Consider the following 18398-nt stretch of genomic DNA (forward strand, 5'->3'; position numbering starts at 1 on the left):
TCCGGGCAGCCCTGCGCAACGCATCCCGCCCTGGGCGACGCCCGGGTCGGCGCCCTGAAACATCTTGTTCCATTCCCTCCCCGCGCCTTTCGTACTCGTCTCATACAAGCCCGCACGCCTGCTCGGCATCCTAGGCGCCCTTCGTTACCGGGCACTGCCAGCCATGGGCAACCCTGGTCGCGTCTTGCAGCGGCCGGCATCGAAGACCTCAAAAAAAAAACCATTTCATATACATAAATCAAGGTGATTCGATGCCTCATAACAACCGCGTCAACGCCATGCGCAAGCTGCCGTTGGCCATCACCCTCGGTCTGGTTTCGTTGGCCACTCAACAAGCCTTCGCCCACGGGTATGTCGAGAGCCCAAAATCCCGTGCCTTCATGTGCTCCGCAACCGGCGGCAACCTCAACCGCGATTGCGGCCCCGTCACTTACGAGCCGCAAAGTGTCGAGTACTCGCCATCGGTCCAGCATCACTATCCCAAGGATTACTGCTCGGGCGACTTCACTAAATGCGGTCCGGCGAACGGCACCATCCCGGCGGGCGGCATCACCAGCTTCTCCCAACTCAACGAGCAGACGGCGACCCGCTGGCAGAAAACCACGATCAAGCCGGGCATGAATGAATTCACCAGGTACTACTCCGCCGGTCACGCCAGCGCCTACTACCAGTTCTACATCACCAAGAAGGACTGGAACCCGAACCAGCCGCTGACCCGCGACTCCTTCGAGATGACCCCGCTGCTCAATGAAAGCGCCGGCGGCGCGCGTCCGCCAGCCGGTGGCAGGACCAAGCACAAGGTCAACATCCCGGCCGATCGCAGCGGTTACCACGTGATCCTGGCGACCTGGAAAATCGCCGACACCGCCGCCACCTTCTACCAGGCCATCGACGTCAACATCGACAACGATGGCGCGCCGATTCCTGACTGGAAGATCCTCGGCGCGGTGCAGCCTGAACAACTGCGTGTCGGCGACAAAGTCAGCACCCGCGTGTTCACCAATGCCGGCGAGCAACAGAACCGCCAGACCCGCCTGAGCATCGAGACCGCGGAACAGGCCCAGGCCAACACCTGGCCGTTCCTGTTAGCGCAGCAGGTCAACAAGGCCAATGCCGGCTACGTAATGGGCGAACTCAACGCCAATAACGAAGTCGTGCCCAACTATGGCAAGAACACCATTTACGCCAAGAACAACAGCGACGTGGTGCGCGTGGAAATCCAGAAAGAGCAGCCGAGCATTCCTGGCGAGCTGAAGCTTTCCGGCCTGCAGGCCGAGTACACCCTGAAGGACAACGCCACCGACCTGCACTTCAACGCCATTGCCCAGGGCGGCAAGTACACCATCAGTTCGACGGTCTTCAACGGCAAGAACGAAAGCATCGCTCACGTGCAAGCCGAGCCTGGCAACAACACCCCGCACTTCTCCATCCCGCTGCGTAACGTCAGCGAAGGCGAATACGACGTGGTGGTCGTGGCCAAGCCGGAAAAAGGCGAGCAGCTGCAACAAAGCCAGCGCATCACCCTGAAAGCCGAGGAAGTGGGCGGCGGTGATTACGACTTCGTCTTCCCCAAAGGCCTGACCGGCTACAAGGCCGGCACCAAGGTCCTGGCCAAGGACGGCAACGTCTATGAGTGCAAGCCGTTCCCTTACAGCGGCTACTGCATCCAGTGGAACGCCGGCGCCACTCAGTTCGAGCCTGGCGTTGGCAGCAACTGGAAGGACGCCTGGATTCGCAAGTAATCCATAACCTGACCAACCGCAGCGTGGTGCCTCGGCACCGCGTTGCGGACCTTGGGAATCGACATGAACCACCCTCACTACTCAAGACCGCGCAGGCTGCTGCACTGGTTGTTCGCCGCCGTTGTCCTGTGGGCAACCATCAGCGGCTACACCAGCGCCCTGTTGCAGCCTGCGCCCTCGGTCCGGCAGGCGATCGCCTTTATCAACGTCTCGCTGACCACCCTGCTGGTGCCGCTGTTCGTCCTGCGGCTGTTCTACCTCGCGCGTCATCCCGCTCCGCCGGCCCCTGCCCATCAGAGCGCGGGTGAACGCCGCCTGGTGCATGCCGGGCACGCCGCCCTGCTGGTCACCCTCGGCACCGTGCTGTTCAGCGGCGTGCTGATGATGTCGCGCCCGATCGACCTGTTCGGCCTGCAACTCCCGCAACCTTTGCAGGACCCGGCGGCCATCACCTTTTTCGAGGAGCTTCACCACTACAGCTGCATGGCCCTGGCCCTGCTGGTGGCCGGCCATATCGCCGCGGTGATCCTCCACCAACTGCGCGGCCATGGCGTGCTCAGACGCATGCTGCCGAAACGCCCATGAAGACGCTGCTCTCATGGCGCCCGCGTTGGCTCGGGCAATGCTGCCTGCTTCCCGCCAGCCTGGTCGCCCTGGGCCTGTGGCTGGCCTGGCTCGGCCTCGACAGCTGGACCTACCGGCAAGTGCTGGCAGGCCAGCCGGTGCCGGCCGCGGTACCGAGTGCCAGCGCCGAAAAGCTCCTGCCCGCGCCTCTGGACGATCACAACATCGCCAGGGTCTTCGGCGCCGTGCCGGTCGAATTCGACAGCGCGCAGGCCAGCCTGCCGCTGGTCCTGCTCGCCAGCCTGCTGGGCAACCAGCCCGAGCAATCCAGGGCACTGATCCAGCATGCCGACAGCCGGGCCTTCTACTCCCCGGGCGAACGCCTGCCCGACGGCACGCTGCTCAAGAGCGTCAGCGCCGACCAGGTCGTGGTGCTGCGTAACGGCCGTGAACAGAACCTGCTGCTGCCCGGGCGCCAGATGCACCTGCTCAGCCCCCAGACACCCCCTCCGGAGGTCGCCGACCGAAAAGCCACGGCCCTTCTGCAAGCGATAGAGAACACACCATGAAACTGTCCAAGATTGCCGGCGCCGTGCTCAGCCTCGGCCTCCTGCTGAATGCCTTGCCCAGCAGCGCGGCCCTCACCACCCAGCGCCTGTGGACGCTGAACATGAAGGACGCCGAACTGCGCGACCTGGCCAGCGAGGTCGGGGAAATCACCGGCAAGACCCTGGTGGTCGATGCCCGCCTGCAAGGCAAGGTCAGCGTGCAATCGTCCAATGCCCTGGACAAGGACGGGATCTACTCGCTGTTCCTCAGCGTGCTGCGCAGCCAGGGTTTCGTCGCCCTGGACCAGGGCGACCGGGTGCTGATCGTGCCGGCGGTGGAAGCCAAGACCAAATCCAGCGAGCAATCGGGCGATGAGTTCGTGACCCGGGTCCTGGACCTGCGCAACGCCAACGCCGCGGAAATCTCCGGGGTGGTGCGCCCGCTGGTGAGCGATGACGCCTATGTCGCGCCCTCGGCCAGCTCCAACGCCCTGGTGGTTTCCGACAGCGCCAGCAACGTCGAGCGCATCCGCCAGGTGGTCAGCGAGCTGGACCAGGCCGGCAACCGCTCGTTCAGCACCGTGGCCCTCAAGCACGCCTGGGCCAGCGACGTGGCCCGCACCCTGAACGAAAGCATCAGCCAGACGGGCAACGGCCCCAGCGACGCCAAGGCCGTGGGCGACGCCCGCAGCAACCGGGTGATCCTCGCAGGCAACACCCAGGCCCGCCAGCGCATGGCCGAGCTGGTCAGGGCCATCGACGTGCCGAGCAATGCCAACGACAGCGCGCGGGTGGTGCGCCTGCACCACAGCGATGCCAAGCAGCTGTCGAAGCTGCTCAACGGCATCGGCAAGCGCCTGGACGACGGCAATCGCGGTGGCGGCGAAGGCAAGGGCAGCGGCAACTCGATACTGGTGAGCGCCGATGAAAGCCAGAACGCCCTGGTGCTGATGGCCGACCCGGCGCAACTGAGCATGCTCGACAAAGTCATCACCCAGCTGGACCAGCCACGGGCCCAGGTGCTGGTGGAAGCGGCCATCGTCGAAGTCAGCGGCGACATCAACGAAGCCCTCGGCGTGCAATGGGCGGCGCGCGCCGGCAACGTCGCCGGCGGCACCAATTTCAGCGGCACCGGCCTGTCGATCGGTACCCTGCTGGGGAATGGCAAGGACAAGAACATCACCCTGCCGGACGGCGCCATCATCGGCATCGGCACCAGCAATTTCGGCGCGCTGGTCACCGCCCTGTCCAGCGACTCCAAGAACAACCTGCTGTCCACCCCGAGCCTGCTGACCCTGGACAACGAAGCGGCGGAAATCCTCGTCGGCCAGAACGTGCCGTTCCAGACCGGCTCGTACACCACCGACACCGCCGGCGCCAGCAACCCCTTCACCACCGTGGAGCGCCAGGACGTCGGCGTGACCCTCAAGGTGACCCCGCACATCAACGAGGGCAACACCCTGCGCCTGAAAGTCGAGCAGGAAAGTTCGGAACTGGCCAGCGCCCCGCCCGGCATCACCACCAGCGACGTGATCACCAACAAGCGTTCGGTGAAAAGCACCATCCTCGCCGACGACGGCCAGATCATCGTGCTCGGCGGCCTGATCAAGGACAACGTCAAGACCCAGGTCAGCAAGGTGCCGGTACTGGGCAGCATTCCCTGGCTCGGCCGGCTGTTCACCAGTACCAAAGACGTCACCGAAAAGACCAACCTGATGGTCTTCCTGCGGCCGACTCTGGTGCGGGGCAGCGCCGATGCCGTCAACGTCAGCCAGCGCAAGTACAACGACCTGCGCAAGCTGCGCGCCAACGGTGACAGCCGCAGCGGCCTGGCCCTGCCGGCCGACTCGCGTCAATTGTTCGATGCCGCCCCGCAGGATGGGACCATCGACATGCGCGCCAGAGAGCCACGCCGATGAACCCGGTCGCGCGCCTGCCCTTCGGTTTCGCCAAGCGCCATGGGGTCCTGCTGGAGCCCATGGAGAGCGGCCTGCGGCTTTATTGCCGGGCCGACACGCCGGTGGAAATCCTCGCCGAGATCCGCCGCTGCCACGGCCCGCTGCGGGGCCATCGGATACTCGACACCGAGGCTTTCGCCGAGCAGCTGGCCGGGCAGTATCGCGACGGCCGCGACGACGCCATGCAAATGGCCGAGGGCCTGGGCGACCAGATCGCCGGCCAGGACGACCTGGCCAGCCTGGCCGAGCAACTGCCGCAGATCACCGACCTGCTGGAGCAGGAAGACGACGCACCGATCATTCGCCTGATCAACGCGATCCTCGGCGAGGCGGTCAAGGTCAAGGCTTCGGACATCCACCTGGAAACCTTCGAGCAACACCTGTCCGTGCGCCTGCGGGTCGACGGCCTGCTGCGCGAAGTGCTGCGCCCGCGCCGGGAACTGGCGGGCCTGCTGGTGTCGCGGATCAAGGTCATGTCCAAGCTCGACATCGCCGAAAAGCGCATCCCCCAGGACGGCCGCATCGCCCTGCGCATCGGCGGCCATGAAGTGGATGTGCGGGTCTCCACCCTGCCTTCGGCCTACGGCGAGCGGGTGGTGATGCGCCTGCTCGACAAACAGGCCGGGCGCCTGGACCTGGGCCGGCTGGGCATGGCCGAGGCGATCCGCGGCAAACTCGAAGACGCCCTGCTGCGTCCCCACGGCATCCTGCTGGTCACCGGCCCCACCGGTTCCGGCAAGACCACCACGCTGTATGCCGGGCTCAGCAGCCTGAACAACCAGACCCGCAACATCCTGACCATCGAAGACCCGGTGGAATACCACCTGGCCGGCATCGGCCAGACCCAGGTCAACACCAAGGTCGACATGACCTTCGCCCGAGGCCTGCGCGCCATCCTGCGCCAGGACCCGGACGTGGTCATGGTCGGCGAGATCCGCGACCGGGAGACCGCCGACATCGCCGTGCAGGCCTCCCTCACCGGCCACTTGGTGCTGTCCACCCTGCACACCAACAGCGCCATCGGCGCCGTCACCCGCCTGCTGGACATGGGCATCGAACCCTTCCTGCTCTGTACCTCGCTGCTCGGCGTGGTCGCCCAGCGCCTGGTGCGCGTGCTCTGTATCGATTGCAAAAGCGCCGCGCCCGCCGACGCCGCGGCCTGCCACCGGCTGAACCTCGACCCGCAACAGGCGCCGCTGCTCTACCACCCGGTCGGCTGCCCGGCCTGCCAGCACAGCGGCTATCGCGGTCGCCAGGGCATCTACGAACTGGTGCTATTCGACGAACCGCTGCGCCAGCTGATCCACGAAGGGGCTGGCGAGGCCGCCTTGACCCACTACGCGCGCCAGCATGCCCACAGCCTGTTCGCCGACGGCCGGGACAAGGTGCTGCAAGGCGTCACCAGCGTCGAAGAACTGCTACGTGTAACCCGGGAGCACTGACCATGGCCGCCTACGAATACCTCGCAATGTGCAACGCCGGGCGCAAGACCCGCGGCGTACAGGAAGCCGACAGCGCGCGGCAGGTCCGCCAGCTGCTGCGTGAACGCAATCTGATCGCCCTGCAGGTCAAGCCGGCCCGCGGGCAAAAGGACCATTCCGGCGCCGCACTGACCAGCAACCAACGCCTCAGCCCGGCGCAACTGGCCTTGCTCACCCGCCAATTGGCAACCCTGGTCCAGGCCTCACTGCCACTGGAAGAAGTGCTGGCCGCCGTCGCCGCGCAATGCAGCAAACGCGCGCAGCAGAGCATGATGCTGGCGATCCGCGCGCGGGTGCTGGAAGGCCATGACCTGGCGCGGGCCATGGGCGAATACCCGCGCGCCTTCGGCTCGATGTACCGGGCCACGGTGGCCGCCGGCGAACGCGCCGGCCACCTGGCCCAGGTCCTGATGCAACTGGCCGACTACACCGAGGCCCGGCACGCCGCCCGTCAGCAGCTGCAACTGGCCATGCTGTACCCGAGCATCCTGCTGCTGGCGGCCTTCGGCATCGTCGGTTTCCTGCTCAGTTTCGTGGTGCCGGATGTAGTCAAGGTGTTCATCGACAGTGGCCAGCAACTGCCGGTGCTGACCCGTGGCCTGATCGCCACCAGCGACTTCGCCCGGGACTACGGCCTGCTCCTGCTGCTGATACTCGGCAGCCTCGCCGCCGGCCTGCGCGTGGCCCTGCGCAAGCCTGCCCTGGCCATGCGCTGGCACCAGCTCCAGCTGCGCCTGCCGGTGATCGGGCGGGTCATCCAGGCCAGCAACAGCACCCGTTTTGTCAGCACCCTGGCGATTCTCGGACGCAGCGGCGTGCCGCTGGTGGATGCCCTGGAAATCTCCGCCGAAGTGGTCGCCAACCAGCAGATTCGTACTCGTATGAAAGACGTGGCGCGGGCCGTGCGCGAAGGTAGCGGGCTGACCCGGGCCCTGGAACAGAGCGGCGATTTCCCGCCGATGATGCTGTACATGATCGCCAGCGGCGAGCGCTCGGGGGAACTGGACAGCATGCTCGAACGCGCCGCCCACCAGCAGCAGACCCAGCTGTCCAACGGCATCGCCATGCTGGTCGGGCTGTTCGAGCCGGCGATGCTGGTGTTCATGGGCGCCAGCGTGCTGGTCATCGTCCTGGCGATCCTGATGCCCATTCTCAACCTCAACCAACTCATCACCTGAAGAGCCCACAACATGCGCAACCCTTCCCGCCAACGCGGCTTCACCCTGATCGAGATCATGGTGGTCGTGGTGATTCTCGGTGTCCTGGCCGCCCTGGTGGTCCCGCAGATCATGAGCCGCCCGGACCAGGCCAAGGTCACCGCCGCCCGCAGCGACATCAAGGCCGTGGCCACGGCCCTGGAAATCTACAAGCTCGACAACCACCACTACCCCTCGACCCAGCAGGGCCTGGAAGCCCTGGTGAAAAAACCGGCCGGCCTGCCGGCGGCCCTCAACTGGAACCCCGACGGCTACCTCAAGCGCCTGCCCAAGGATCCGTGGGGCAACCCTTACCAGTTCCTCGCCCCGGGTCGCGAGGGCTCGGCCTACGACCTGTATTCCTTCGGTGCCGACGGCCGCAACGGCGGCGACGGGACCAACGCCGACATCGGCAACTGGGAGCCTTGAAGTGCGCAAGCCAATGGCGGGTTTCACCCTGCTGGAGCTGCTGGTGGTCATGGTGATCATCGGCTTGCTGGCCGGCATGGTCGGGCTGGTCCAGAGCGACTCGGGCGGGCAGAAGGCCCGGCGCGAGGCTGAGCGCCTGCAAAACCTCATTGGCCTGCTGCGCGAAGACGCGGTACTGAACAACATCAACCACGGCCTGCGCCTGGCGCCGGACCACTACACAGTGCTGAGCCTCGACCGCGGCGGCCAGTGGCAGGTGGACCAGCGCTTCAAGGAACACCGGCTGCCCGGCGAGCTGCGCCTGAACCTGCAGGAGCCACGACCGCAGGGCAAGGAGCCGCAACTCTGGGTGCTGGCCAACGACCAGATCTCGCCTTTCAACCTGCTGCTGGAATACCGCCAGCAGCCGCTGCTGTCGCTGTCCAGCGACGGAGTCGAGGAGGTGCGTCTTGCCCCGGTGCAATGAACAGGCGGGCTTCACCCTGCTGGAAGTGATGGTGGCCCTGGCCATTTTCGCCGTGCTGTCGCTGGCGCTCTACAGCGCCACCGAACACCTGATCGGCAACAACGGCGGCCTCAGCGAACGCACCCTGGCGCAATGGCTGGCGGACAACCGCCTGAACGAACTACGCGCCGGCATGCGCCAGGCCCAGAGCCAGCGCCAGGAACCGATTCGCTTCGCCGGACGCGACTGGCTGCTGACCAGCGAAACCGCCGCCGCGCCCGACCCGCGCTTGCTGAAGATCGTGCTCGAAGTCTCCACCGACGCGCCCATGCCCCGGCAACGCGCGCGCCTGGCGGGCTACCTGGAGGCCCGCCCATGAAACGCCGGCAGCAGGGCTTCACCCTGCTCGAAGTGCTGATCGCCATGGCCCTGTTCAGCCTGCTCGGCCTGGCCTGCTATCAGTTGCTCGAACGCATGATCCATACCGACCAGCGGATTCATCAGCACGAACTGCAACTGCGGCGCCTGCAGCGTGCGGTGGGTATCTTCGAGCGCGACCTGACCCAGGCCATCGCCTACCCGGTCAACGGCAGCTCGGCGCGCCAGGCACTGATCGGCGAGCCCGGGCGCATCCAGCTGGTACGCGGCGGCTGGAGCAACCCCTTGCAGCAGGCGCGCAACGACCTGCTGCTGGTCACCTATCACTGGAACGACGACCAATGGCTGCGCGAATACCGCAGCCCGGTGGACGGCCCCGACCTGTCCGGCACCGCCGCGCAACAGCTGCTGCTCGATGGCGTCCGGCTCGAACGCCTGCGCTACATCGACGACCAGGGTAAGGCCCACCCCAACTGGCCCGTCGGCCAGGCGCCATTGAGCCTGCCCCAGGCCATTGAGCTGGAGCTCGACGCCCCGGGTTATCCCGGCCTGCGGCGGGTGATCCTGCTGCCGGGCTTCAAGGGGCTGGAGCATGGTTAAGGCCTGTAGACAACGGGGCATCGCGCTGATCAGCGTGCTGCTGATCACCTCCCTGGCGACCCTGATCGTCAGTGACATGCTCGCTCGCCAGCGCCTGAGCCTGATCGGCAGTTCCAACCAGCTGTTGCAGCAGCAACTGTGGCAACTGGCGCTCAGTGGCGAAGCCTGGGCGCGTGGCCAACTGCGCGACGACTGGCGCGATGAGCCGGAGCCCAAGCGCGTGCACCTGGGCCAGCGCTGGGCGCAAAACACACCGCTGTTCGACATCGACGGCGGGCGTATCCGCATCCAGCTGCAGGACCTCAGCGCGCGCTTCAACCTCGGCACCCTGCGCACGCCCAACGACCGGATCAGCCGCCTGCGTTATCAACGCCTGCTGCAAGTGCTCGGCCTGCCACCCCACGACCCCAGGCGCCTGCCGCCGGTGCGTGGTTTCGACGGCAAGCCGCTGGCCTGGAACGACAGCAACGAATTGATGCGCCTGGAAGGCGTCGACACAGCGGTCATGGAACGCCTGCGGCCCTGGGTCAGGACCACGCCGGGGGCCCTGAACCTCAACACCGCCCCGGCCGAACAACTGGCCAGCCTCGGCAAGCTCGACCTGGCCCAGGCCGTCGCCCTGGTGCAGGCGCGCCCCGCCGATGGCTACAAGACGGTGCAGGAGTTTCTCGACGCCCCCGTGTTGAAACAGCACGAGATCAACAGCCAGGGGCTCGACGTCAGCAGCCGCTATTTCCAGGCGGTGCTGGATGTCGAACTGGGTGACCGCCAATTGCGTTTGATCAGCCGCCTGCGCATCGAGCCGGACGGCCAGGTCAGCGTACTGCAGCGCACCCTCGCCGCCCCTTCCCGTTTTCTGGAGTAATCCCATGCAAGCCTGGCTTTACCTCACCACCGTGAATGCGGACGACGACTCGCCCGTCACCTGGTGGCAAACCGACGGCGAGCCGGTGCACGGCACGCTGCAGCAGGCAGCGGTGCTGGCCGGCCTGCGCCTGACCCTGCTGCTGCCGGCCGAAATCGCCAGCCATCACCGCTTCGACGTACCGCCGCGCAGCGGCCGCTGGCTGCAGCAAGCCATCCATTCGGTACTGGAAGAACGGCTGCTGGACGACCCCGAGCAGCTGCATCTGGCCCGTGGACCGTTGCAGGCGCGTCGGCACTGTCGCCTGTTCGCCCTGCAACGGCAGTGGCTGGAACAACTATTGGAACGGCTGGCCCGCCATGGCCTGACGGCCGAGCGCATTCACGTCGATGCCGACTGCCTGCCGGACAACCAGACACTGGCCCTGCGTTGCCACGACCGCTGGCTGATCGGCGGGGCCTGCCAGCAACGCCTGGCACTCGATGACCAGACCCTCGAAGAGCTGGCCCCGCTGCTGCCCGACAATCTGCAACGCAGCGAGGAAACACCCTGGCCGCTGTTGACCCGGGGCAGCGCGCAGGCCATCGATCTGCGCCAGGGCGCGTTCGCCCTGCGCAGCCCGTCGCGTACACCCTGGCGGTCGTTGCTGGCGATCCTGGCCATCGCCTGCGGCGCTCAAGTGGCACAGGACCTGGGCCACCGCTGGCTGCTGCAACACCAGACCGCCGAGGTGACCGAGGCCAGTCTGGAGCTCTGGCGCCAGCGCTTCCCCGACGAGCCGCGGGTGATCGACCTCGCCCGCCAGGTCCAGGCCCGTGCCCGGCAGGCCGGCCAGCCCCGGCAAAGCCTGGCGCGCCGGCTCGACAACCTGGCCAGCCAATGGACCAACAGCGACGGCGGCGATACGCGGATCCGCCGGCTGGACTACCAACAGGCGCAAGGCTGGACCCTGCAAGTCAACGCGCCGGATTTTTCCACCCTCGAACGCCTGCGCGAAGCCCTCGCGCAGCAGGGCGCGAACGTCCAGGCCGACTCGGCCGTGCTCGCTCCCGACGGGGTCAGCGCCCGCCTGAAAATCACGGACTAAACCATGACCACCCTTTTCAATCGTTACTCGAACCGCTGGCAGCAGCTACCGGCCCGCGATCGCCTGGCCCTGAAGCTGCTCAGCCTGTTTCTGGCCGTGACGCTGTTCTGGACCCTGCTCTGGAATCCGCAGCACCAGGCCTTGCGCGAGGCTGAACAGCAGTTCCAGGAGGCTCTACAGTTGCAAACCGATCTGCTCAAGCTCCCTTCGTCCACCCAGGCCCGCGGCCAACAGGCCAACAGCCGCACCCTGGCCGGCCTGATCACCGCCAGCACGGCCGCGGCCAACCTGAGCATCGAACGCATGGACAGCGAAGAATCCGGACGCCTCAACCTCAACCTGGGCGGTGCGCTGCAAGACCTGCTGACCTGGCTGGACGAGGTGGAAAACCAGGGCGTCAACCTGGTGTCGCTGCAATTGGAGGTCGACCCTCAGGCCCTGGTCCAGGCGCGCCTGACCCTGGAGGCGAACTGATCGCGCCCGCCGCTCAGCGGACGGGCTCCTCATCGACCCGCTCAGTGCCCAGCAGGCGCGGGCCCCAATCCTCGACCGCCGCCTGCTCGACCCGGCGCTCCAGGGTGCGGCGCCAGGAGGGCACCAGCGGCAACTCCAGGCACAGTCGAATCTCCTCCACTGCCACCTCGCGGGAAAACAGCACCGCGCTCAAGCGCGACAGCGGCCACTGCTCGAAGGGGCGCTCGACCTGCTGCAACACGTCCCCGGCGCTTATGCTGCCCGCTTCCAGCACCCGGTAATACCAGCCGGTACGCCCGCTCTGCTGGACCCGCAGCGACATGTCTTTCACGGCAAAGCGGTCATTGAGTTTCCAGCACGGCATGCGTCCCTGGGACACCTCCAGCAACACGCTGCCGACCCGGACACGGTCGCCCAGGCAGACGTTCTGCTCGGTCCAGCCGTGGCTGCTGAAGTTCTCGCCAAAGGCGCCCGGCTGCTCCAGCAACGCGTGCGGCCCCAACTCGGCGGCCCAGGCGGCGTAATGCTCGCGGGGGTAGTGATGAATGGCTTTTTCCGTGCCGCCATGCACCCGCAGGTCGCCCTGCTCGTCGTCCAGCAGGCCCAGCGGACCGACCTGCAGACTGCCGGTGCGCGCGGTCTTGGCGATCGCGCTCATCGATCCCGGGCGGCTGTAGGCCACGGCGCGGCCGGTCAACAGGGCATCGAGGGTTATACGCTCAGGGGTCATTACCTTACTCCATGGTTTCATCGGCGAACTGATGTTCCCGGCAGATCAACTCAATGTCGGCAGGCGCCAGCGGCTCTTCGGTCAGGCCACAGAAAGGCCCGCCCGCGACCTGTTGGTGAAAGCGGCAGGTCTTGCACAGGCCGAAGCTCGGCACATCCTGGGTGCGCTGCACGTTGCGCAGCAGCTCGCCGAGCAAGTGCTCCAGTTCCCTGGCCTGCCCGCCCATGCGTTGCGCGGCGGTCTCGAGGAACGCCGGTGGCATCACTTCCGCCAGCAGGGTCCTGGCTTGCTCGGTCAGCAACAGGTGCACGCTGCGTTTGTCCCGGGCGTCCTGGCTTTTGCTGATCAGGCCCTTGGCTTCCAGCGCCTTGAGCGACTGCGACACCGTGCCTTTGGTCAGGCCCAGGTAATCGGCCACCGCCAGCGGTGTATTGGAATAGCCGTTGCAGCGCGCCAGGTACAGCAGCGCGCTCAACTGGATCGGCTGGATATCCGCCAGCAGCGGGTGCTCGCGGAACCAGACGCGGGTCAGGCTGCTAAGCCTTTCAAGCAAATCGAACAGCACAGGGGCATTTCCCGGATCAATGTCTGCGATAAATAGTATCGAATAAAAACTATATTGACAAAGACCTGAGCCAGTGAAAATCTAAATACAGTATCGATCCGATACTTTTATTGGAGGCTCAGCCCATGACACACGCTCGTTACTACCACGCTGGTTGCCCGGTTTGCGTCGAGACGGAACAGACCCTGCTGGAACTGCTGGACCCGCAAATCAAAGTGGAAATCATCCACCTCGGCCAGGCACCCGCGCGGATCGCCGAGGCCGAAGCCGCCGGGGTCAAATCGGTACCGGCCCTGGTGGTCGCGGACAAGGTCCTGCACCTGAACTTCGGTGCGGCCCTGGCCGACCTCAAGTAGACCCGCTCGCCAGCGCCCTCCTGACGAGGCGCTGGCGCCCTTCTTTTTTCGACGGATGAAACCGCCATGAACGTGAAAGTCTTCGACACCCATGTGCGCACCCGCGCAGGCCATTACCTGCACTTCGACGTGCTGACCGAAACCCACGACGCCGCCCTGGCCCGGCAATATGCCTTTGCCTGGCTGGACAGCCTGGGCGTGCGGGAAAGCGACGTATCGCAGAACGAATGCCGCTTCTGCCACAGCCGGATCGGCGATCCCCAGGTGATGCAAGGCATCGCCCGCCAAGGCTATTTCATCATTCCACTGCAAGGTTTCCAGAGAGCGGGCTTCGAGGCGACCGGCCTGGAGGTGAGCGGATGAACGCCTATAAACCACTGGACTGCGACCTGCACGACTACCTGGAAATCGCCTGCATGCATGGTTACCGGCTGCTGGTGGAACGGGTCGATGGCAGCCAGTTCGAAGCGCTCGGCAAGACCACCCGCACCAGCGCCAATGGCGAAGAATTCTTCTGCCTGGAGGACGCCGAAGGTCCGCTCGAAATACGCCTCGACCAGCTGCTGGCGATTACCCCGCTGGATGCCAAGCGCAGCTTCGGACGCATCCTGCTGGCCGGGCAACACTGCTCGATCTGACTCGACGAGCGCCTTGGCCAAGGGAAAAAAAAGCGCCGACATCGCTGTCGGCGCCCTTTCGTTCACGGCATGCACTCAGGCTTTTGGGGTCCGCGGCAGGAAGATCGCCAGCAGGCCGAACAGCGGCAGGAACGAGCACAGGAAGTACACGTACTCGATGCCGTGGATGTCCGCCAGGTGGCCCAGCAGCGCCGCGCCGATCCCGCCGAAACCGAACATCAGACCGAAGAACACCCCGGCGATCATGCCGACATTGCCCGGCACCAGCTCCTGGGCGTAGACCACGATGGCCGAGAACGCCGACGCCAGGATGAAGCCGATCACCACGCTGAGCACGCTGGTCCAGAACAGGTCGACATGGGGCAGCAGCAGGGTGAACGGTGCCACGCCGAGGATCGAGAACCAGATCACCGCCTTGCGCCCGATCTTGTCGCCGATCGGCCCGCCGAAGAAGGTCCCGGCCGCCACCGCGCCGAGGAAGAGGAACAGGTGCAGCTGCGAGCTGGCCACCGACAGGTCGAACTTCTCGATCAGGTAGAAGGTGAAGTAGCTGGTGAGGCTGGCCATGTAGAAATACTTGGAGAACACCAGCAGCCCCAGCACCACCAGGGCGCTGAGCACCCGCCCCTTGGACAGCCCGTGGGTCGCCGACTGGCCCTGCTTGAGCTTGAACAGCTTGAGGTGGCTGGCGTACCAGCGGCTGATGGCGTAGAGCAGCCCCAGGGCGAACACCGCGAACAGGCCCATCCAGGCCACATTGCCCTGGCCGAAAGGAATGATGATCGCCGCCGCCAGCAGCGGGCCGAAGGCGGTGCCGGCGTTGCCGCCGACCTGGAAGCTCGATTGCGCCAGGCCGTAGCGCCCGCCGGAAGCCAGCCGCGCCACCCGTGAGGCTTCCGGGTGGAAGGTCGAGGAGCCGACGCCGATCAGCCCCGCCGCCAGCAGGATCAAGGCAAAGCTGCCGACCTGGGACATCATCAGAATGCCGATCAGGGTGCAGACCATGCCCACCGGCAGCAGGTACGGCTTGGGATGACGGTCGGTGTAATAACCGACCCAGGGCTGCAGCAGCGAGGCCGTGAGCTGGAAGGTCAGGGTAATCAGGCCGACCTGGGTGAAGGTCAGGCCGTAGCTGGCCTTGAGCATCGGGTAGATCGCCGGCAGCACCGCCTGGATCAGGTCGTTGATCAAATGCGCCAGCGCCACCGCGCCGATGATACGCAGCACCAGAGGGCTGCTTTGAGAGGCCGCGGGAGTCGCCACGGAGGCGGACTGAAGGTTGCTGATAGCCATGAGAGTTTCCGTACAGCAGATGGATGCGCAGTTGCAGGGGTGGCCAATGTGCCATTTTTCGGTGCGCCGCGGCTATCCCCTTAGCTTGCTAACGACTTGAATATTTCGCTTGATGCGCAGCACAACAAGCATCGAAGCCCGCGTTCCGCAACACAGCCGACGCAAACCGGCCAATACGGGGTAGCGACTAAAATGCGGGTCAGGGGTCACGACCGCTGCACGTGCAATCGCAGGATGCACTGGCGGCTACAGGAGGGAATTGGATAAACGGTTGATAGCGTAGATAATTTTTTTATAAAAAGCGCTTGACGCCTTACCGTTCTACGCGAATAATGCGCGCCACTTGGCTACATAGCTCAGTTGGTTAGAGCATAGCATTCATAATGCTGGGGTCCGGGGTTCAAGTCCCTGTGTAGCCACCAAGTACCTGTTTACAGACATCTACGGAAGTCTCTAAACAACCTCAAGAAGCCCGCCTAGTGCGGGCTTTCTTGTTTCTGGCTATCTCTCCCTGTATTCCCCTATACCTTCCCTCCGTGTATCCCGCTGTGTATCCTCGGCAAATAATTGAACCGAGGGGATACAAACCAAAATGAAGCGATCCGAGATAAAGCGCCGTCCGCTTTCCGATACCGCATTGGCCGGCCTGGAGCCCGATGCCAAGGAGTATCGCGAACTCGACGGGAACGGCCTTTATTTCCGTGTGAAGACCGACGGTCAAAAGTCCTGGCAGTTCCGCTACAAGAAGCCCGACGGCAAATGGTCTTGGCTTGGACTTGGCGGTTACCCTGAGGTGAGCGGATCGGTGGCCAGGCAGAAAGCTGCCGAACTCCGCACCGACGCCGCCGATGGGAAAAATCCGATCATCACAAAACAGGTCCGCAAGAAAGCGGACAGAGAGATCGCCGGCGAGACATTCGAGCCGCTGGCGCGGGAATGGTACGCCTCACGCCTCACCAACTGGGACGCAGGCACTGCGAAGCGAATCATTGGTGCCCTGGAGCGTCACGTCTTCCCTGTGTTCGGCAAGCGCCCCTATACAGAAATCACCCCCCTCGAGTGGATGGAGTTTCTGCGCAGCATGGAGCAGCAGGGAATTCTCGAGCAGATGAGCCGTGTGCGCTCGTACTGCCGAGACGCCTACGACTTGGCCAGGGTGACTGGCCGGACAACTCACAACCCGCTTGAAGGCCTGCAAAAGTACCTCCAGTCCGGCAAGGCCGAGAACTACGCCCACGTTTCACCCGATGAACTCCCCGGTTTGATCCGCGCCATCGCAGCCTATCCACACGCCCACGACGTGCGTCTCGGTCTGCGTCTGCTGAGCCTGTTCGCCGTGCGCCCCAGCGAGCTACGCGAAGCACAGTGGTCTGAGTTCGACTTTGCGAAGAAGGTTTGGACGATCCCCGTCGAGCGCAAAGGCCGAAAGAAGGGACTTGAGCACCTGGTGCCGCTTTCGTCGCAAGCGATCGAGGCGCTGGAGGAATTGCGCAAATACACAGGTAGTTACCCGCTTCTATTCCCTGGCCGCAGTGACCACACCAAGCCGCGGAGTGACACCGTGTTTCTGATGGCTCTACGCCGGATGGGATACGAAGGCCGACAAACTGGTCACGGCTTCCGTCATATCGCGTCGACGGTACTCAACGAAAACGGATTCGACGAGAACCACGTCGAGGCCCAGCTATCACACAAAAAGCCTGGCGTTGCTGGCGTCTACAACAAGGCCCAGTACCTGCCGCAGCGAGCGACGATGATGCAATGGTACGCGAACTACCTCGACGGTCTTGCTGGTGGAATAGTGGTGCAAGGCGACTTCGGCAAAAGGGCTTGATGGGGGTCTTCCATTGGCCGTATAGACGCATATAGACTGAGAGCCATCACTGTTCAAATAGACAGTATTCGTATAAACAACCGTTTTGGCCAACCTAGTTCGACGGAGCGAAAAGTGGACTTCCCAACCGCCTGGTTGGCCAATCTATTCAAAAGGGGACGCCTGGGAGGCGACAATGGCCAGAGCCAAGATTCCAGAATGGTTTGATCTATCCAATTACAAATTACCCGAAAGCGCGGATGAGTGGGGGGCTAGCATTGAGCTGCGATCGAGATTCCTTGAAGCGAAAAGCCGCCTATCAATCGACAAGCAGAAAGCTTTTTTTGAGATCTTTGCAAGCAGATCAATAGAAAGCTTCAACCTTGGCGATCGACACACTAACCCCTTCCCCGTTAGGACAATGAATGCTGCTGATATGGCCGTTATCTCAGCGTCTTGGTCAGTTGATCAAGGATGGCAAGAGCTATATCAGAAAGTTTGCTCAGTAGTTGGACAGCCAGGACACTGGGAACTTCTTGACGAAATAATAGCGATATATCAAAAAGAAGAATCGTTAAAAAATGACGCTATAGGAAAAGTAGGCTGGCTGGCTCCGGAGTTCTGCCATGGAATCCCCATAACCGTTGATTTGGATAGCGACGACGAGACCTTAAAGCTTTCATTTAGTATATGGCTCGCTGGTGCAAGAGATGAGATCAATAATAGATTTAAGCGTTCATTTAATGATGAGGACTTTCAGAAGTGGCACAAATTCAAGATATTGGCTGCTTTCGATCTTTACCAATGGGCCGAAATCAATAACGTCCGACTCACTAACACTCAGATAGCCAACGCCTTATTTCCACCAGACTCAGTATCCATGGAGGATCGTGACATTGACATGGGCGAGCGACTCAGAAAGGTCGTGAAACCTCTCATGGAGCAGACGATTACCGGTTCCACGGTACGCTTAATCACCGCAACAGTCCGACTGGAAAAGTATCTAGGGCAAATCGTAGCCGAGGATCAGGAAAGGAGGTCGATTAAAAAGCTGGAATCAGACACAGTAAAAATCATTCCGGAACAGGAAAGAAACGCCTGAGCGCCGGATTAAAATCCCGGCACTTCGATGCCGGGAGAGTTACCTATGATGGCTGGCCCGGAATGTAAAACACACTCTACGATGACTTCAGTTAATCGTCTGAACAACTTTAAATCTATCCCCGGCGACACACC

General features: G+C 63.7%; 21 protein-coding genes and 1 tRNA gene. 19 read left to right on the forward strand and 3 right to left on the reverse strand.

Translation table 11 applies throughout. The features are described 5' to 3' along the window. Window positions 1–251 precede the first annotated feature (251 nt). The 13 genes from gbpA (at window position 252) to gspM (ending at window position 11767) form a co-directional block, all read left to right on the forward strand. Window positions 252–1742 (forward strand): N-acetylglucosamine-binding protein GbpA, encoded by a 1491-nt coding sequence (gene gbpA / locus DK261_RS19290; protein WP_110176149.1) that lies wholly within the window; start codon window positions 252–254, stop codon window positions 1740–1742. Between the two features lie 63 nt (window positions 1743–1805). Further along, window positions 1806–2327 (forward strand): cytochrome b, encoded by a 522-nt coding sequence (locus DK261_RS19295; protein ID WP_110176150.1) that lies wholly within the window; start codon window positions 1806–1808, stop codon window positions 2325–2327. Then, complete coding sequence (locus DK261_RS19300) at window positions 2324–2875, forward strand: type II secretion system protein N (protein WP_028683387.1); 552 nt, start codon at window positions 2324–2326, stop codon at window positions 2873–2875. The genes DK261_RS19295 and DK261_RS19300 overlap by 4 nt, the downstream gene beginning before the upstream one ends. Continuing rightward, window positions 2872–4773: a type II secretion system secretin GspD gene (gene gspD / locus DK261_RS19305; RefSeq protein WP_110176151.1), complete on the forward strand. Its 1902-nt coding sequence runs from the start codon at window positions 2872–2874 to the stop codon at window positions 4771–4773. The genes DK261_RS19300 and gspD overlap by 4 nt, the downstream gene beginning before the upstream one ends. Next, window positions 4770–6254 carry a type II secretion system ATPase GspE gene (gene gspE / locus DK261_RS19310; RefSeq protein WP_110176152.1) on the forward strand — a complete coding sequence of 495 codons (1485 nt, stop codon included), beginning with the start codon at window positions 4770–4772 and terminating at the stop codon, window positions 6252–6254. Before gspD ends, gspE begins: the two co-directional genes overlap by 4 nt. 2 nt (window positions 6255–6256) lie before the next feature. Next, window positions 6257–7471: a type II secretion system inner membrane protein GspF gene (gene gspF / locus DK261_RS19315; RefSeq protein WP_016703589.1), complete on the forward strand. Its 1215-nt coding sequence runs from the start codon at window positions 6257–6259 to the stop codon at window positions 7469–7471. A gap of 12 nt (window positions 7472–7483) precedes the next feature. Continuing rightward, on the forward strand, window positions 7484–7918 hold the full coding sequence (gene gspG / locus DK261_RS19320; RefSeq protein WP_009050803.1) for a type II secretion system major pseudopilin GspG: 435 nt from the start codon (window positions 7484–7486) through the stop codon (window positions 7916–7918). A 1-nt stretch (window position 7919) separates the two neighbouring features. Then, the gene (gspH, locus tag DK261_RS19325) at window positions 7920–8384 is read left to right on the forward strand and encodes a type II secretion system minor pseudopilin GspH (RefSeq protein ID WP_103331106.1); all 465 of its coding nucleotides are present in this window, start codon (window positions 7920–7922) and stop codon (window positions 8382–8384) included. After that, window positions 8368–8742 carry a type II secretion system minor pseudopilin GspI gene (gene gspI, locus DK261_RS19330; protein ID WP_009050805.1) on the forward strand — a complete coding sequence of 125 codons (375 nt, stop codon included), beginning with the start codon at window positions 8368–8370 and terminating at the stop codon, window positions 8740–8742. The genes gspH and gspI overlap by 17 nt, the downstream gene beginning before the upstream one ends. After that, window positions 8739–9341 carry a type II secretion system minor pseudopilin GspJ gene (gspJ, locus tag DK261_RS19335; RefSeq protein ID WP_110176153.1) on the forward strand — a complete coding sequence of 201 codons (603 nt, stop codon included), beginning with the start codon at window positions 8739–8741 and terminating at the stop codon, window positions 9339–9341. Before gspI ends, gspJ begins: the two co-directional genes overlap by 4 nt. After that, entirely contained in the window at window positions 9334–10206 is an 873-nt protein-coding gene (gspK, locus tag DK261_RS19340) for a type II secretion system minor pseudopilin GspK (protein ID WP_110176154.1), read from the forward strand. The genes gspJ and gspK overlap by 8 nt, the downstream gene beginning before the upstream one ends. Before the next feature lie 4 nt (window positions 10207–10210). After that, a complete protein-coding gene (gene gspL, locus DK261_RS19345; RefSeq protein WP_110176155.1) occupies window positions 10211–11293 on the forward strand; it encodes a type II secretion system protein GspL in 1083 nt (360 codons plus the stop codon). A gap of 3 nt (window positions 11294–11296) precedes the next feature. Next, window positions 11297–11767 carry a type II secretion system protein GspM gene (gspM, locus tag DK261_RS19350; protein WP_028683395.1) on the forward strand — a complete coding sequence of 157 codons (471 nt, stop codon included), beginning with the start codon at window positions 11297–11299 and terminating at the stop codon, window positions 11765–11767. A gap of 13 nt (window positions 11768–11780) precedes the next feature. Here gspM and DK261_RS19355 read toward each other — a convergent pair whose 3' ends face one another. Next, on the reverse strand, window positions 11781–12497 hold the full coding sequence (locus DK261_RS19355; RefSeq protein ID WP_009050810.1) for an MOSC domain-containing protein: 717 nt from the start codon (window positions 12495–12497) through the stop codon (window positions 11781–11783). 4 nt (window positions 12498–12501) lie between these two features. Next, window positions 12502–13062: a MarR family winged helix-turn-helix transcriptional regulator gene (locus DK261_RS19360; RefSeq protein ID WP_009050811.1), complete on the reverse strand. Its 561-nt coding sequence runs from the start codon at window positions 13060–13062 to the stop codon at window positions 12502–12504. A 125-nt stretch (window positions 13063–13187) separates the two neighbouring features. Between DK261_RS19360 and DK261_RS19365 the strand changes: the two genes are divergently transcribed. From DK261_RS19365 to DK261_RS19375, 3 genes are all read left to right on the forward strand, one after another. Then, complete coding sequence (locus DK261_RS19365; protein ID WP_038635100.1) at window positions 13188–13418, forward strand: thioredoxin; 231 nt, start codon at window positions 13188–13190, stop codon at window positions 13416–13418. Window positions 13419–13484: 66 nt separating this feature from the next. Beyond that, entirely contained in the window at window positions 13485–13781 is a 297-nt protein-coding gene (locus tag DK261_RS19370; protein ID WP_110176156.1) for a DUF2024 family protein, read from the forward strand. Then, the gene (locus DK261_RS19375; protein WP_041984178.1) at window positions 13778–14056 is read left to right on the forward strand and encodes a Rho-binding antiterminator; all 279 of its coding nucleotides are present in this window, start codon (window positions 13778–13780) and stop codon (window positions 14054–14056) included. The genes DK261_RS19370 and DK261_RS19375 overlap by 4 nt, the downstream gene beginning before the upstream one ends. A gap of 75 nt (window positions 14057–14131) precedes the next feature. Here DK261_RS19375 and DK261_RS19380 read toward each other — a convergent pair whose 3' ends face one another. Further along, on the reverse strand, window positions 14132–15349 hold the full coding sequence (locus DK261_RS19380) for an MFS transporter (RefSeq protein ID WP_110176157.1): 1218 nt from the start codon (window positions 15347–15349) through the stop codon (window positions 14132–14134). 345 nt (window positions 15350–15694) lie between these two features. Here DK261_RS19380 and DK261_RS19385 point away from each other — a divergent pair. The 3 genes from DK261_RS19385 to DK261_RS32905 all read left to right on the forward strand — a co-directional run bounded on the left by DK261_RS19385 (window position 15695) and on the right by DK261_RS32905 (window position 18264). Next, window positions 15695–15771: transfer RNA gene (locus DK261_RS19385), tRNA-Met, on the forward strand. A gap of 170 nt (window positions 15772–15941) precedes the next feature. Continuing rightward, window positions 15942–17183: a tyrosine-type recombinase/integrase gene (locus DK261_RS19390; RefSeq protein WP_110176158.1), complete on the forward strand. Its 1242-nt coding sequence runs from the start codon at window positions 15942–15944 to the stop codon at window positions 17181–17183. Between the two features lie 175 nt (window positions 17184–17358). Then, on the forward strand, window positions 17359–18264 hold the full coding sequence (locus DK261_RS32905) for a DUF6387 family protein (protein WP_146218543.1): 906 nt from the start codon (window positions 17359–17361) through the stop codon (window positions 18262–18264). The last annotated feature ends 134 nt before the right edge of the window (window positions 18265–18398 follow it).

Source organism: Pseudomonas sp. RW409 (genome assembly GCF_003184125.1).
GTDB lineage: Bacteria > Pseudomonadota > Gammaproteobacteria > Pseudomonadales > Pseudomonadaceae > Aquipseudomonas > Aquipseudomonas chlororaphis_I.

Coding starts and splice junctions, on each gene's coding strand:
- DK261_RS19355 (WP_009050810.1), bottom strand. CDS start 12,497: ATGACCCCTGAGCGTATAACCCTCGATGCCCTGTTGACCGGCCGCGCC.
- gspM (WP_028683395.1), top strand. CDS start 11,297: ATGACCACCCTTTTCAATCGTTACTCGAACCGCTGGCAGCAGCTACCG.
- DK261_RS19365 (WP_038635100.1), top strand. CDS start 13,188: ATGACACACGCTCGTTACTACCACGCTGGTTGCCCGGTTTGCGTCGAG.
- DK261_RS19375 (WP_041984178.1), top strand. CDS start 13,778: ATGAACGCCTATAAACCACTGGACTGCGACCTGCACGACTACCTGGAA.
- gspD (WP_110176151.1), top strand. CDS start 2,872: ATGAAACTGTCCAAGATTGCCGGCGCCGTGCTCAGCCTCGGCCTCCTG.
- gspL (WP_110176155.1), top strand. CDS start 10,211: ATGCAAGCCTGGCTTTACCTCACCACCGTGAATGCGGACGACGACTCG.
- gspJ (WP_110176153.1), top strand. CDS start 8,739: ATGAAACGCCGGCAGCAGGGCTTCACCCTGCTCGAAGTGCTGATCGCC.
- gspE (WP_110176152.1), top strand. CDS start 4,770: ATGAACCCGGTCGCGCGCCTGCCCTTCGGTTTCGCCAAGCGCCATGGG.
- gbpA (WP_110176149.1), top strand. CDS start 252: ATGCCTCATAACAACCGCGTCAACGCCATGCGCAAGCTGCCGTTGGCC.
- DK261_RS32905 (WP_146218543.1), top strand. CDS start 17,359: ATGGCCAGAGCCAAGATTCCAGAATGGTTTGATCTATCCAATTACAAA.
- gspF (WP_016703589.1), top strand. CDS start 6,257: ATGGCCGCCTACGAATACCTCGCAATGTGCAACGCCGGGCGCAAGACC.
- DK261_RS19380 (WP_110176157.1), bottom strand. CDS start 15,349: ATGGCTATCAGCAACCTTCAGTCCGCCTCCGTGGCGACTCCCGCGGCC.
- DK261_RS19390 (WP_110176158.1), top strand. CDS start 15,942: ATGAAGCGATCCGAGATAAAGCGCCGTCCGCTTTCCGATACCGCATTG.
- gspK (WP_110176154.1), top strand. CDS start 9,334: ATGGTTAAGGCCTGTAGACAACGGGGCATCGCGCTGATCAGCGTGCTG.
- DK261_RS19295 (WP_110176150.1), top strand. CDS start 1,806: ATGAACCACCCTCACTACTCAAGACCGCGCAGGCTGCTGCACTGGTTG.
- DK261_RS19300 (WP_028683387.1), top strand. CDS start 2,324: ATGAAGACGCTGCTCTCATGGCGCCCGCGTTGGCTCGGGCAATGCTGC.
- DK261_RS19370 (WP_110176156.1), top strand. CDS start 13,485: ATGAACGTGAAAGTCTTCGACACCCATGTGCGCACCCGCGCAGGCCAT.
- gspG (WP_009050803.1), top strand. CDS start 7,484: ATGCGCAACCCTTCCCGCCAACGCGGCTTCACCCTGATCGAGATCATG.